General features: G+C 56.8%; 6 protein-coding genes. 2 read left to right on the top strand and 4 right to left on the bottom strand.

What is annotated here, in order from left to right; all coding sequences use genetic code 11:
* Positions 1–46: 46 nt before the first annotated feature.
* The gene (locus J4E00_RS29190) at positions 47–2,887 is read right to left on the bottom strand and encodes a 4-alpha-glucanotransferase (RefSeq protein WP_208178899.1); all 2,841 of its coding nucleotides are present in this window, start codon (positions 2,885–2,887) and stop codon (positions 47–49) included.
* Between the two features lie 206 nt (positions 2,888–3,093).
* Here J4E00_RS29190 and J4E00_RS29185 point away from each other — a divergent pair, with 206 nt between their 5' ends.
* The gene (locus tag J4E00_RS29185; protein WP_208178898.1) at positions 3,094–8,328 is read left to right on the top strand and encodes a translocation/assembly module TamB domain-containing protein; all 5,235 of its coding nucleotides are present in this window, start codon (positions 3,094–3,096) and stop codon (positions 8,326–8,328) included.
* Positions 8,325–10,745: a BamA/TamA family outer membrane protein gene (locus tag J4E00_RS29180; RefSeq protein ID WP_208178897.1), complete on the top strand. Its 2,421-nt coding sequence runs from the start codon at positions 8,325–8,327 to the stop codon at positions 10,743–10,745. Before J4E00_RS29185 ends, J4E00_RS29180 begins: the two co-directional genes overlap by 4 nt.
* 14 nt (positions 10,746–10,759) lie before the next feature.
* On the opposite strand, the gene J4E00_RS29175 is transcribed toward J4E00_RS29180, so the two are convergent.
* The 3 genes from J4E00_RS29175 to J4E00_RS29165 all read right to left on the bottom strand — a co-directional run bounded on the left by J4E00_RS29175 (position 10,760) and on the right by J4E00_RS29165 (position 14,306).
* Positions 10,760–11,932 (bottom strand): hypothetical protein, encoded by a 1,173-nt coding sequence (locus J4E00_RS29175; RefSeq protein ID WP_208178896.1) that lies wholly within the window; start codon positions 11,930–11,932, stop codon positions 10,760–10,762.
* Positions 11,933–12,098: 166 nt separating this feature from the next.
* Entirely contained in the window at positions 12,099–12,881 is a 783-nt protein-coding gene (gene eutC / locus J4E00_RS29170; protein ID WP_208178895.1) for an ethanolamine ammonia-lyase subunit EutC, read from the bottom strand.
* A 33-nt stretch (positions 12,882–12,914) separates the two neighbouring features.
* Positions 12,915–14,306, bottom strand: coding sequence for an ethanolamine ammonia-lyase subunit EutB (locus tag J4E00_RS29165; protein ID WP_208178894.1), 1,392 nt, complete (start codon positions 14,304–14,306; stop codon positions 12,915–12,917).
* Between the last annotated feature and the right edge of the window lie 1,037 nt (positions 14,307–15,343).

Here is a 15,343-nt window from a genome sequence, read left to right as displayed (position 1 = left end):
GTAGCGCTACTGGCCCGGTCCGGCTTTCGGTTTTTAACCTGAAACCCTAGGCCCGGCCGCTGGCAACTACCAAGCCATGTAGGGGCTCATTGAAGCCTACGGCATCAACTAACTCTTCGAGCGGCAGGTGCAGGCGGTACTTCCAGAAATGTGTGGGGTTGCTGGGCACGTTGATTTGCTCGTCGTGCGGATTGGCGCGGCGCAGGTGGTTGTCCATCGCCAGCAGGTCCTGGAGCGGAAAAATGGCCCACATGGCCGGTGAGTGCAGGTGCTGCACCAGAATTTCGCGGGCTACCCAGGGCTCGCAGTAGAACGGTGCTACCTCGCGCCAGTGGCCCAGAATGGTTTCGAAAAAGCGCTGGGTGCGTACCCGGTCTTCTTCCCACCAGCCGCGGATAGTGCTGGTATCGTGGCTACTGGGCGTCACCACACTCAGGTAAGCGGCCTCGTTGGGGTGGCTGAACTCGACTGCGGGGTTGGAGGGCATGCGCTGCACGTTAAGGCCCAGGATGCCGAGCTGCTTCATCACGCCGGGCACGGAGGCAGGCACCATGCCCAGGTCCTCGCCACAAATGAGCATGTCGGTGGCGTAGCGCACAGGCGGCAGCTTGGTCAGGCCCTGCTGACGCCAGAATTCCTCGTGCCGGCGGAAGAAAAAGTCGATGTAAATGTCGTCGTAGAGGCGGCGGCGGTCTTCATCGCTGTCCAGCTCGCGGAACGAGTAGCTCTTGTTCAAGGTAATGCGCGGGTGGTAGAAGTCGTTGCCAGCGGGCACGAACAACACCTCATTTACCAACGCAAACAGGCCTTTTTGCAACCACGCGAAATACTCGGCATGCTCTGGGTAATCGGCTACTTTTTGGGCAATGTAGGCCTCAATCTTACGCTGGTCGCCGATGTGCTCCTTCAGGTGGATACGGCCGTAGCTGGCATCATCCATGTACTCATCGAACACGTTCTGGGCTTCGCCCTGAAAGATGTCCTGAAGCATGTGCCAGCGGATGTAAGGCTCACATAGACGCGAATAATCGAACCAACCGAGGCGGCGCTCAATTTCGTGGCGGTGCAGTGGAAGCGCTGGCGAGAAGTGTCCCAGCAGGCCTTCTACCGACTCAATCGGCATCTCCCAGATACGGAAGAAGCCCAGAATATGGTCGATGCGCAACGTGTCGAAGTAGCGGGCGAGGTGGCCCATGCGCTGTTTCCACCAGCTGTAGCCGTCCTCGGCCATGCGCTGCCAGTTGTAGGTAGGGAATCGCCAGTTCTGCCCGGTAGTGGAGAAGTCATCCGGTGGAGCGCCAGCCTGGGCGTTCATGTGGTAGAGTTCGGGCTGGGTCCAGGCATCTACCGAGTGGCGGTAGATGCCAATGGGCAGGTCGCCCTTCAGTACTACGCCCCGGCTGCGGGCATAGGTCACGGCAGCGCGTAGCTGCTTGTCGAGATGGAACTGAGTGAAGAAGAACAGGCCGTAGTCATCGTAGTCGGCGGCGGTTTCGGCGGTCAGCGCCGTCACGTTTGCGGGGGTACGGAACTCTTCGGGCCACTGCTGAAAATCGGCGGTACCAAACCGGTCGCGCAGGGCCGAGAAGGCAGCGTAGGGCACCAGCCAGCTAGCTTGGCTGGCGTAGAACTCCCGGTATTCGGGGTCGGCCAGGAAAGCAGCTTTTTCCTGCTTATACAGCAGCCTAAGGAACTTCCACTTGGCATTCATCACCGGCTCGTAGTCCACAAAATCCTTGGCGTTGAGCTCGGTTTTTAATTCAGCTAACTCCTTTGCCGCTTTCTTGTCTTTGAGCGCCGCGATGCCTTCGAGGTGAATAAACTGCGGGTGCAGGGCAAACACCGAAATAGCCGCATACGGGTACGAATCGACCCAGGTATGCGTAGCGGTGGTATCGTTAATGGGTAGAATCTGGACCAGCTTGAGACCGGTTTTCACGGCCCAATCGGTCAGCAGCCTCAAGTCAGCGAATTCTCCTACCCCAAGGCCTTGCGCACTACGCATGGCAAACACGGGCAGGGCCACACCGGCCCCGCGCCAGGCATCGAAATACTGGTAAGCTTCGTCGTTGAAAACGCGGGTGGCAGTGCGGTCCTGCGTGGCAGGAATAACGCGGTTTTCGCCGCCTTCCATGTCGAGGGCATGGCCGGCGGCTGGGTCCCACATGGCGTATTTATAGAGACAGTCTTCGCCGGGGTTTTGCAGCGTGACGGCGCCGCTCCACGTCGGGTACTCGTCATCGGACAACACCAGGCCCTTGGTGTTGTCCCAGGCGCCTAACGCAGGATCGGAGCCCAGCACGCACAGGCCGTGCTGCGGGGCTACGCGCGGCGCCACAATGCGGAATACCGTTTCGCCGGCTGCTGGGGCAGCATTGGCTCCTAGTAGCTGGTGACTGATGCTTGGTTCAACAGCTTCGGTTATTGCTTTGGTGGCTTTGCCTTTGGCTGGGGCTTTTGCCTTTTTGGTGGGAGTGGCCGGGGCCACGGCCACAGCTGCTTTGGTGGAGCCGTACCCGGTGGGGCGGCGGAACAGGGCTTTGGTGAAAGCAGCGGTTTGCAGCTCGTTTTCGGGCAGCATGGGCGCGCGCCAGTAGTCGGCCAGATGCATGCGCTCGGTGCGGGCCGCATCGTAGGCAATGCGGCGGTTGGGGCCAAACTCCCACTGCTCGCCGCCGGTGCGGTCGTCGCGCAGCACATACTTATAGGTGAGCTCACCAGCGGTATCGGGCACGGTCAGCTCCAGGCTCCAGCAGGTGGTAGCCTCGTCGTAATGCATGTTGGCAGCGGCGGCGGGCTGCCAGGCTCCCAAGTCGGGATGCGAGCCGCACACCGCCAGGCGCTGGCCTAGAACGGTGCGGTAGGGCAAGGAAAAACGTAGTATCATGGTGGGATGGTGGGTTTAGGGGGCGCAAGATAGGGCTTGGCATAATGAGGAATTGAGAATGCGGAATGAAGAATTGCCCGACGCCCATTCCCCATTACGTATCCTTAATTCCTCCTTGTGCCGTGCGTCCTATTCCCAACCCCAGCCGCAGATTTTGCGTTTGGGGAATTGCCTCTGCTTTGTGTTGCTGCTAATTACTCTCCGCTTTGTCCACTTTTCTGCGTCGTACTCTTTACGGGATTCTGGGGTTATTGGCCCTTGTGCTGCTGCTCATCATCGGGATAGTAGTCTTTCTCCAATTTCCTTCGGGACAGGACTTTGTAGCCAGCAAGGCCCAGAGCTACCTGCGCGATAAACTCAAGACGGAAGTACGAATCGGGAAGTTTAGAACCGACTTTCGCCACGCCATCAACCTCGACGGGGTGTACCTCGAAGACCAGCAGCGCGACACGTTGGTATCCGTCGGTCACCTCGGCATCGACCTCGATATCTGGGCGTTGCTGCACAAGCAAATCAACGTTTCAAACGTGGAGTTGAACGACGGCCGGGTGCGTCTCACGCGTACCGAGCCTGATTCGGTGAACAACTACGATTTCATTATCGCTGCCTTCACCGACCCCACCGCGCCGGTGGATACCACCGCTTCCGGATTGAAATACGACATCGGGAAGGCCCGGCTTACCAACATTTACTTCACGCAGAACGACCAGGTGACGGGCTCCGACATTCGGGCGCGCATTGGCGAGTTCACGGCTAACATGGACGAAGTGGATGTGGATAACTCGGTGTATAAGGTGGATAAAGCCGCGCTCCGGCGCTCCGCTATCAGCATTGTGCAGAGCAAAACGGCACCGGAAGTGGAAAACCCCGCTCCTACTGAGCCGCTTACCCTGCAATTTGGCCTGAACCAAGCTACGCTCGACAGTGTGCAGTTTGTGTATAAAAACGACCCGGCGGCGCAGTTTATCAGCACCAACATTGGTTTGGCCGATATCACCGCCAAGGACATTGACCTGCAAAAGCAGCGTGTGAGTCTGGGCAAGCTCACGCTCAAAAATACCTCCTTCGCCTACGCCCAGAACGAGCAGGTGCCCGTGGAGCAGCGCGTGGTGAATCCCGCCGAAGCCGTGCGCAAGCTGGATGAAGCCACCGACAAGGCAAAATCTGCCACTGGCCAAGCTGCCACCGTCCCCGGCTGGCGCGTACTGCTCGACCAGTCCGACATCAGTGGCTTAGCGGTGAATTTTGACAACTTCAACCAGCCTAAGCAGAAGACGCGCATCCCGGCGCTCGATTACAACCACCTGCACTTCACCGACCTCGTGCTGAACACGCGCGACCTCAGCTACTCCGAAAACCGTACCACGGGCAAGGTCGATAACCTGGCCGGCAAAGAGCAAAGCGGTTTCCGCATCGATTCTTGGAAGGCCAATGTGGTGTACGACTCGGTTCAAATTCGTCTCGACAGCCTCGACTTGGTCACACCGCACACCCGCATTCGGCGCACGCTGGCCATTGGTTACGAGAGCCTGGCCGCGCTGGGCGATATAAAAAAGCTCCCCAATATGAAAATTGAGGGGGATTTGCGCGACGTGCGGCTGGGCTTTCGCGACATTCTATATCTAGCGCCCGACCTGGCTGGCACCTCCCCTTTCAATACTGGCCCCAACCAGTCGGTGTTGCTGAACGGACAGATTGCGGGCCGCGTGGGCGACATGACGATTCGCAACTTCGAATTTGTGGGGCTGCGCAATACCATTGTGAAAGCGCCCCGCATTCACATTACCGGGCTGCCGGAAGTGGACGGGCGGCTGTACGTTGATGCGAATTTGCAGCAGTTCAGTTCTTCGCGGGCCGATATTCTGAGCCTTGCGCCGAAGGGCAGCATCCCCAGCAACATCAGCATTCCGCCCACTTTTGCAGTAAATGGCACGTTCAAAGGTTATCCAACCACACTGCAGTTCAACACTGACCTCACAGCCCGCACCAGCTACGGCAACCTGGCTTTCAGCGGCAACCTCGGCCGGAAACAGGCCAATGGGCGGCAGCCGTTGGTAGGCACTTTTGCGGTGGGTGGGTTTGACTTCGGCAAGCTGCTGAAGAACCCGAGCATCGGTCGGGTCACGGCTTCGGGCCGCATCAATGCTACTGGCAACCTGCAGGCCCCCGCCACGCTGGTGGGCCGGGTGAACGCCACCGTGCAGAGCGCCCGCTACAACGGCTATAACTACCGCGGCATAGCTGCTACCGTCGACCTCGACCGCAACCGTTACGTCATCAACGCCAGCAGCAAGAAGGACCCCAACCTGAACCTTGATTTGCAGGCCGTGGTGAACCTGCGTGACGCCAAAAACCCTACCTACGAAGTCACCAGCCTGAACCTGCGCGGGGCCAACCTCACGGCGCTGGGCTTTTATACCGGCGGCGACCTGCGCGTGCAAGGCAACCTGGTGGCCAACCTGCGCGGCTCCGATTTGAATTCGCTCAACGGCACGTTTAGCGGGCAGAAAATTGTGATTGTGCGCGACAATCAGCCCTTCGCGCTGGATTCGCTCAATGGCCGCATTGTGCAGAACGCCAACCGCACCCTGGCCGTCATCACCTCCGACATTGCTAATGTGAATCTCGATGGCAATGTGCACCTTGGTGACCTGGCCACCGAATTGCAGCAGCACCTCGACCGCTACTTCGACGTGCCCGGGGTGAAGTATGTGGCCAACAATGCCGACCGGCACTTCACCTACTCGCTGCAACTGAAAGACGCCAAGCTAGCCACCAAGCTAGTGCCGGACTTGAAGCAGATTTCGCCCTTTACTCTCGCTGGCGACTACTCGCGGCAAGCAGCGCGCCTCACGGCAACTACCAACATCCCGGTTATTCGCTACGCCAACTACCGGATTGACTCGTTGCGGCTGAACGTAGATTCGGACCCCAACAAGCTGGACTACGGCCTGCGCATGGCCCGCGCCGCCCAAGACACCACCCTGAAGCTGCGCCGCCCCAGCATTGTGGGCAATGTGGCCAACAACAAGCTCTTTACCCGCGTGGCTATCCTCGGTGACTCGGCTAACCGGGAGCGGCTGGCAGTGGCCGGTACCTTGCAGGCGCTGGCAGCTCCGCAAAATCAGGTTATCTATGAATTCCAGGCTGCGCCGCAGCAGGTCATCAACTACGAGAACTGGACGGCTGGCGCCAACAACTTCGTGCGCTACTACCCCAGCGGCGCCGTAGTGGCCGACGGCCTGAACCTCACCAACGGCCGCAGCAGCCTCGCACTGCAAAGCCAGAACCCGCAGGTACCTACCTCGCCGCTGGGCGTCACGTTCACCAATTTTGAGCTGGCCGAGTTGGCCAAAATCGTGCAGCAGCAGGATTCACTGGTGGCTGGCAACCTCAATGGCACGGCTCGCGTCGACAACCTGGGCAAGCCCAATCAGGCCTTCACGGCCGATGCAACCATCAAGAACCTGGTGTTTCAGAAAGCGCTTATTGGTGACATTGCTGTTAACGCCACTAACCCCAGCCCCAACCGTTACGACCTCGATGCCCGCCTGACCGGCGGCGCGGCTGGTACCGCCGGTGGCGCTGGCAACGACGTACGGGTGAGCGGTTATTACCAAGCCAACGAAGCGGCCCCCCTGCACCTCACCATCGATGCCCAACGCCTGCTGCTTCAGTTGGCTCAGGCATTCTCGGCCGGACAGCTGCAACGCTCGGCCGGTTATATTCAGGGCCAGCTCAGCCTGACGGGTGCACCTTCGACTCCGGTGGTGCGGGGCACGCTCACGACTTCGCCCGATGCTGCTTTTGCCGTCACGCAACTTGGCGCGCTTTATCGCCTGCCCGACCAGGAACTGACTTTTGATGCCCAAGGCATTGCGTTCAACGATTTTACGGTATTGGATTCGGCGGCGAATAAGGCAGTGGCCAATGGTCATTTGCTGACCAGGGATTTTGTCAACTACGCCTTCGACCTCACGGCTACGACCGACAACTTTATCGCCGTGAACAGCACCCGCAAGAACAACCCATTATTCTACGGCAAGGCAATAATCGATTCCAACACACGCCTCACGGGACCGTTGGAATTACTCAAAATCAACACCACGGTGAACGTGGACGAGGGCTCAAACCTCACCATCGAGTCGCCCTCTGCCGACCCTAGCAAGGTCGATACCGAAGGCATTGTACAATGGGTCGACAAGAGCGCGCCCATCGATACCATGCTGAGCCGCAAGCTGGCCCTGGACACCGTACGAACGGCTTCCGGCTACGACATCACGGCCGTGGTAACGGTGAACGACAAGGTCCCCTTCACGGTCATCATCGACCCGGTGAGCGGTGACAACTTACGTGTGCGGGCCAATGGCACCCTTAATACCAATATTGACCCCACCGGCAACATCACGCTGAGCGGTACTTTGGTAGTGGCGCGTGGCCAGTATCATTTGTCGCTCTATGACTTGGCTTCGCGGGATTTCATCATCCGCCGCGGTTCTACCATCACCTGGAGCGGCGACCCCTACAATGCCGACCTCAACATCACGGCTGTTTACAAGGTAGATGCCGCGCCCGCCGACCTGCTGGCCAACCAAGGCCTCGACGATGCCACCGCTAATACAGTAGCCCGCAACCGCCTCCCCTTCAACGTGCTGCTGAACGTGAGCGAACAGCTCAGCAAGCCGCTGATTGGCTTCGACATCACGCTGCCGGAAAACCAGCGCGGGGCCCTCAGTGGGCAGGTGGAAGCTAAGCTGGCCCAACTGCGGCAGCCCAACCAAACCTCCGAACTCAGCAAACAAGTGTTTTCGCTGCTGATTCTGGGGCGTTTCCTGCAACAAAACCCCTTCCAGAGCAGCGCCAGCGAAAGCTTTGTGGCCACACAGTTGCGCGGCTCGGCCAGCGCCGTCCTCACCGACCAGCTTCAGAACCTGACCGGCAAATACCTCTCCGGCTTGGGTGTGGACCTGGGTGTGACTAACCAGGCAGATTACAGCACCGGAACCGCCAAAAGCCGTACCGACCTGAACGTGGCCGTGCGCCGCCAGTTCCTCAACAACCGCCTGTCGGTACGCCTCGGCACCGACATCCCGCTCAGCGGCACACCCGGCACCAATGCTACCTCGGGCAGCAGCGCGGCCAGCAACTTTGCCGGCGATGTCAGCATTGAGTACACCATTCTGCGCGATGGCCGCTTGCGCCTGCGGGCCTTCCGCCAAAACGCCTACGAAGACATTGACGGGCAACTGATAAAAACCGGCGCGGCACTGGTTTTCCAACGCGAATACAACAACCTGCAGGAGCTATTTGCCAAGGTACCAGCCGAGGTAAAAGCGGACCGCAAAAAGCAGCGCAAAGAAGAAAAGGCTGAGAAAAAGGCCGAAAAAGATTCCGTTCAAACCGCGCCTACTGCCCGGGCCGATAGCAGCAACACCAAATGAAAAAGCTGCTATCCAACGCCCGCCCCGATTCTCATTCCACCGATTTGCCTTTCCGTATCGATTTGATTTCCTTCCGTTCTTTTATGGTGCGCCGCTTGGCTAGCGGTGTGCTTCTGCTTGCTCTTGCCTCCTGTTCCGGTCTGAAATTCGTGCCCGAGGGAGAAAAGCTATATACTGGCAGCAATGTTACTATCAAGCCGCCCACTAAGGACAAGGTGAACAACCAGGCCGCGCTACAAACCGAGTTGGAATCGGTGGTTCGGCCCAAGCCCAACGCATCCATTCTGGGGCTACGGCCTAAACTCTATTTCTGGCACATGGGCGTGGGCAAGAAGAAAGGCTTAGGCAAAAAGCTAGCTGATAAGTTTGGGGAAGCGCCGGTGCTGCTCTCACAGGTCAAAATCGCAGCAACTCGCGACCTGATGACCAACCGCCTGCGCAACAACGGCTTCTTCAACGGCACTACTTCGTACGAGGTAAAAAAGAAGGACAAAACGGCTGAGGTTGACTACACGGCCATGCCGGGCGAGGTGTACCGTTTTACACAGATAAACTTCCCAAAGCGCGACACGCTCGTTGACGCCGCCATTCGTGCCACTCAGGACAAGAGCCTGCTAAAAGTAGGCGACGCTTACAACCTGAACACCCTCACTGCCGAACGGGTACGCATCGATGCGGCCCTAAAAGAGCAGGGCTATTACTACTTCGCGCCCGACTACATTCTGTTCCAGGTCGATAGCACGCTGGACAATAAGGCCACTGTCGACCTGCGCATCAAGCCCACTGCCCCGGCCAAAGCCCTACAGCCCTACTGGCTTAACCAAGTGAAGCTCAACACCAACTACGTGTTGACCGATACCACCATGCGCAAGCCCATCATGTACCAGGGCTACCAGTATTTTCCCGATGAGGAAGTATTTAAAGCCAAGGCCATTACCCGCGCCACTTTCCTCTACCCCGACAGCCTCTACCGCCGCCACCGGCGCGACCAGACCCTGAGCCGCCTCATGAGCCTGGGCACGTTTCGCTTCGTAGAAATCCGCTTCCGTCCGGCCGAAGCCGGCGATTCTGCCGTGGCCGTTCCCGCGGGCACTGCCCGAAGCTCCAGCAGTTCGGTGGGCCTGCGCTCCCGCCTCGATGCCGACGTGCTGATGACCCAGCTTAAAAAGAAAAGCCTCCGGGCCGAAGTCCAGCTAGCCAGTAAAACCAACGGTTTCACCGGCCCGGCCCTCAACGTGAGCTTCCGCAACCGCTCGGCCCTTCGCGGCGCCGAGCAGCTCATCGTAAATGCTGTGGCCTCCACCGAAACCCAGACCAGTAGCGACAACGGGGCCCTTGGCCTCACCAGCTATGAGTATGGCCTAAATGCCCAGCTGCTCATCCCCCGCCTCGTAGTGCCCCATCTGCCCCTGCTTGATGTGCGCCTTCCCAATTCCGATTTTCAGCCCCGCACCATCATCGGAGCTGGCGTACGAACGGTGACTCGGGCCAATTATTTCTCGCAGAACTTTTTTAACCTGAACTACGGCTACACCTTCAAAACGAAGATTACCAACGAGCAGGAAATCAAACCCATTGACATTACGTACGTTCAATTCACGCCGACTCAGACCTTCACGGACATTCTGAATAGCCCCGAGAAAAGTTTCCTACGCAGCGCTTTCCAGCAGCAGTTCATCCTGGCCAGCAGCTACCGATACACTTATAACCAGCAGGTACTGGAGCAACGTCGTCAGCAGATTTATTTCAGTGGGCAGGTTGAGGGCAGTGGCAACCTAGCCCAAGGTATTGCCAGCTCCATTGGCACGCCCAAAGGTCCATCTGGCGGCTACACCATTCTGGGCCAGGAATACAGCCAATACCTCAAGTTCGACTTGGAGCTTCGCGAATACTACCGCATCAGTGCCGACCCAACTTCCGGCAACCGCATTGTGGCCCGGTTTCTGGCCGGCGTGGGCCTGCCATACGGCAACTCTACGGTACTGCCCTACCCCAAGCAATACGGCATCGGCGGCCCCAATAGCGTCCGGGCTTTCGCGGCCCGCGGCATTGGCCCGGGTACCTACTCACCACAAAGCGAAACGCAAACACTCAACAGTTTCTACGACCAGGTGGGCGATGTTCGTTTGGAAGGCAACATCGAATACCGCCAGGACCTTTTCCCCTACGTGAAAGGTGCCTTGTTCATGGATGCAGGCAATATCTGGCTGGTTAACGACGACCCCGGCCGGCCCGGCGGTCAGTTCAAAACCGGCTCCTTCCTCAACCAACTGGCCGTGGGTGCCGGGGCCGGCATCCGCATCGATGTGCAGTTTTTCGTCATTCGCTTCGACTACGCCGTGCCAGTACGTGTGCCCTCTGGTACGCCCACTAGCACTACCGGCCGTCTTAACCTGGCCATTGGTTACCCCTTCTAACCCGCGTTTCCATCTTATCGAATGATGGGGTAGCGCTTGAATTCCCGCTCCCGGTCGAACAAAAAGCGGTAGGTAAAATGCGTTTTGCGTGTGCGCCCGCCAATGGCTCGCACCGTGGCCAGCATCTTGGGGTTGAAGTCGCCAATCCAGTTCATTTCGATGCCTTCATAGCCCGAGCTCTGGTACACCACCTGCGCGCGCGTCACCATGGCCACGTCCACGCCTTTGCCTTGGTGGGCTGGCACTACACCGTAGATAATACCGAGTGCCTTCTTGTCGGACCGCCGCATAAACTGCCACTGCGCCCACAAAAAGCGGATTTTACCCAATAGGTTGAGGCGCCGCCCAACGTGCTTAAAAATCTGGTTCAACTCGGGCAGTCCCAGGAAAAAGGCCACGGGCTCGTCCTTGTGGTAGGTAAACCAAAGGAGTCGCTCGTCCATCACGGGCTTCATTTCCTTCACTATTTTCCGCGCCTGCTCCAAGCTCATGCCGGCCACACCCGCATGACTGCCCCAAGCCAGATTGTATATGTGGTGGAAGTCACGAGCTAATTTTTCCGGCTCGCTCTTGCTGGCATATTCGAAGCGGTAACCTTCTGCGTCCAGTTCCAACGCCCGCTTGGCAAACGTGTGGTGAAAAGGATGAAAACAGCTTAGGTAGCAGGTGTACTGTTTGAAATACAGCTGAAAGCCATAGGTTTCAAACAGCGCCTGATAGTACGGCGGATGCCAGTACATGCCGTAGTTGGGCGGAAACTCAAAGCCATCCGTCTGCACCCCCCAAAACCGGTCCCGTTCCCCAAAATTGATAGGGCCATCCATGGCCTGCATTCCTCGCACAGCTAGCCACTGCCGGCCCGCATCAAACAACTGGTTGGCCGCCGACTGGTCGTCAATGCACTCAAAAAAACCCAGACCACCGGTGGGCAACTCCGCATTTTGCACATCGGGCGCATTACGGTTTAAAAACGCTGCGACCCGGCCCACTGCTACTCCGGCCGCATCAGTCAGCACCCAGCGTACCAATTCCCCATTCACGAATTTCGGGTTTTTCGCCGGGTCGAACACTGCCTCTTCTTCGTTTTCCAGCGGCCCGATGTACTGGGGCACTGCGCTATGCAAGCGCGCCGGCAATTCAATAAACTGCCGCGCCAAGCGGGCATCTGTCACTTCAAGCAATGGCATAGGAGAGGGAGCATGGAAGCACAAAGCTTCCGAATAGCAGGCAAAGAAAAAGCCTTAATTGGGCCACAAAGAAACGCCCTGCTCTTTAACCGCCCTGCACCTTTCGCAGTTTTGCCAAGCCATGCAGTCCTTTATAGCAGTTGCCTACCCAAGGCGATTCAACTACTCAACTGCCGCCTATAGCGGCATTTTGCTCTGACTGGTCTTTAAGTGCTACCCCCGAAAGCTGCCGTCGTAGCGCTTCCCCTATCAGGTAAACCAGTCGAGTCGATGCAGCCGAATAAGTAAGGCCTTGAGGCCGAATGCTAGACACACAATTGCGCGTCTCATCAGTCATTCCGGGTCGGGGAGCATAGGTGAGGTAGGCACCCAAGCTATCCGGCGCGCTCAAGCCCGGCCGCTCCCCAATCAACATTAGCACCAAGCGGGCCTGTAGCAATTCTCCAATCTCATCACCAAGCGCAACCCGTGCCTGCTCAGCCAACACAACCAGCCCCAAGCGTAAGCCTGCCTCACGCAATCGGGGCAGCAATGATTGCAACAGCGGCAGTGCATGCAGGTTTACTGCTGTTGCCGACAAGCCATCGGCCAGCACTACTGCCACGTCGCACTCTTCGGCTCGCAGTTCCATCAACTCGTTGCGGGAAGCATCACTCAGCATCCTGCCTTTGTCAGGCCGCTGCAAGTATTGCTGCCGGTTTTCAGCCTGGCTCTTCACTTGGCACCCAGGCTGGCCCAGCGCCTCCAACCCACTTACCAGAGCCTCAACATCCAGAGATGAATACACCGCATCCCGCGCATGCGCATGGGCCAACCTGAAAGCCAATGCCTCACGCAATGGCACACTGCTTCCACTCCGGCCTAGCGCAATACGAGCGGCCGTAAAGCTTTTCAGCGACGCCCAAGGGTCTGGCTCCGGAGTTTCGAATGACAGCAGTGCATCAGTCATGAGCTCTAATATAAGCGCCGCTACCTAGGCATATCATAAGCGAAGTGCCGGCGGCAACTGCTTCAGCAACCCGGTAGCACTAATCGCTGGCAGTAACTGCCCTCCCCCATCAAGTATCCCTTGCTGCATTAGCCAGGCTTCAAATTCCGGTGCCGGCCGCAGCCCCAATACCTTTCTCACATATAATGCATCATGAAATGAGGTCGACTGGTAATTGAGCATGATGTCGTCAGCCCCTGGAATACCCATGATAAAGTTGCACCCCGCCACACCCAATAGTGTCAGCAACGTGTCCATATCGTCTTCATCAGCCTCGGCGTGGTTGGTGTAACACACATCCATGCCCATGGGCAAACCTAGCAACTTGCCGCAGAAGTGGTCTTCCAGCGCTGCCCTTATTATTTGCTTGCCATTATAGAGGTATTCCGGCCCGATGAACCCCACCACCGAATTCACTAGCAACGGCTTAAAATGCCGAGCCACGGCGTAGGCCCGCGCCTCGCAGGTCTGCTGGTCCAGTCCGTGGTGAGCATTAGCCGAAAGCGCACTCCCCTGCCCCGTTTCAAAGTACATTACATTTTGCCCCTGTGTGCCTCGGTTTAGTGACAGAGTAGCCTCCCGAGCCTCTTTTAACAAGGATAGGTTGACCCCAAAGCTGGCATTGGCCGCCTCCGTACCCGCAATAGATTGAAACGCCAAGTCAACCGGTGCTTTTTGCTCAATAAGTTGCAGTGTAGCCGTCACATGGCACAACACGCACGTCTGTGTCGGAATGGCATATTGTTCCCGCACCGTATCCATCAAATGCAGCAAATCCCCCACCGCACGCACATTATCAGTCGCTGGATTAATGCCAATAACCGCATCGCCACTACCATATAGTAGCCCATCAACCATACTGGCCGCAATACCGCGCGCCTCATCCGTCGGGTGGTTCGGCTGCAGCCGTGTCGCTAAGCGTCCCCGTAGCCCCAGCGTATTGCGAAATTTAGTAACTACCTCACAGCGCCGCGCCACCGCAATCAACTCTTGGTTCCGCAACAGCTTCGAAACCGCTGCCAGCATTTCCGGTGTTAGGCCCGGTGCCAGTGTCTGTAAAGAAACGGCATCTGCATCCTCTGACACTAACCAGTCCCGAAATTGCCCTACTGTAAAATGACTGATGCGCGCGAATGCTCCCGCATCGTGCGCATCCAATATCAGCCGTGTTACTTCATCCTGCTCATAGGGTATTAATGCCTCATTCAGGAAATCGCGCAATAGTACATCCGCCAAGGCCATTTGCGCCGCCACCCGCTCCTCATAAGTAGCTGCTGCCACTCCAGCCAGTACATCACCTGAACGCAACGGTGATGCCCGTGCCAGCAGACTCCTTAAATCATCAAATACGTAGGCCTGTTGGCCGATAACATGTCGGTATCCCATACACGTTGATTTTACCCTAAATGCACTGCCCTAATACAGGACATGTATCATAGCTGCTGACGCAAATTGCAAAACACTGCCAGTACGCAAGAATCTACTCTGCAAAAGGTAGAAAAGGTTTAGAGTATTTACTTCGCGCTTTGCTCTACGCCGGAATAAACCATAAAGTCGCAATTACTTTTTACACAAGCAATGTGCTCATGCTTTGCCGGCCACATCAGGCACCACATTCCTCTGCCGTAATTGCCTGCTACCTACGTGACAGCGCGCTACTTTAATAGCAAATTGTCCATGCCGCTGCTAAATCCAGTATTGCAAGCGCCGTGTTGCTGCAAAAGAGCGGTTCATACACGCCATTTGAATCCGCTACATCATACGTCTGCGAAGCATTTCAGCCACTTGAAAAGACTCAACTACTTGAATACGGATGCAACCTCACTGTTCCAGTTCATTTCTTGTGCCTGTGTATTATCACATATACATTGGCCAAGGCAAGCAGGCTCCTAACCAATATAACACGGTATTATTAAACACTACTGGATTTGGTAATGAAATAGCTCTTGCTCGTGACAGCCGCAAGGATTCTATGACTCATGCTCTGCACTTTTGCTTTGCCAACTTGACCTAACTCTATGCAAAGGAAACGCACCTTGCACTCACTACTTAGATGAGAAGATGTCAGAATACGTAAACAACTACCAGCAGGCAACTCGCTCAACTGCTAGCAGGCTAGGCCATACACTGACCAGCATCTTCTTCAGCACTTACAGCAGGAAATCTAATTCAAATCTCTTAATAGGCTATTGACACAAGATACATCACACTCTCCCTAAGTCTGATTCAGATTCAGACAGAACTCTTGCAAACATTTTAGACTAATTCGGTTGATATTCCATAACTCGGGTGTGGTAAAATTATTATTTGTATGCCCTAGCGCAGAGTCGTATTTGACGGATTAGTAGTAATACAAACACTTAAAACGCAAAATGCCCCGGGCGGCTGGTGAAAGCGGCGCGGGGCATTGGGCAACAAGGTTG

It is taken from the genome of Hymenobacter negativus, assembly GCF_017571495.1.
Lineage (GTDB): Bacteria > Bacteroidota > Bacteroidia > Cytophagales > Hymenobacteraceae > Hymenobacter > Hymenobacter negativus.
Note: the sequence above shows the minus strand (reverse complement) of the source record. Positions and strands in the feature narration are given on the sequence as shown.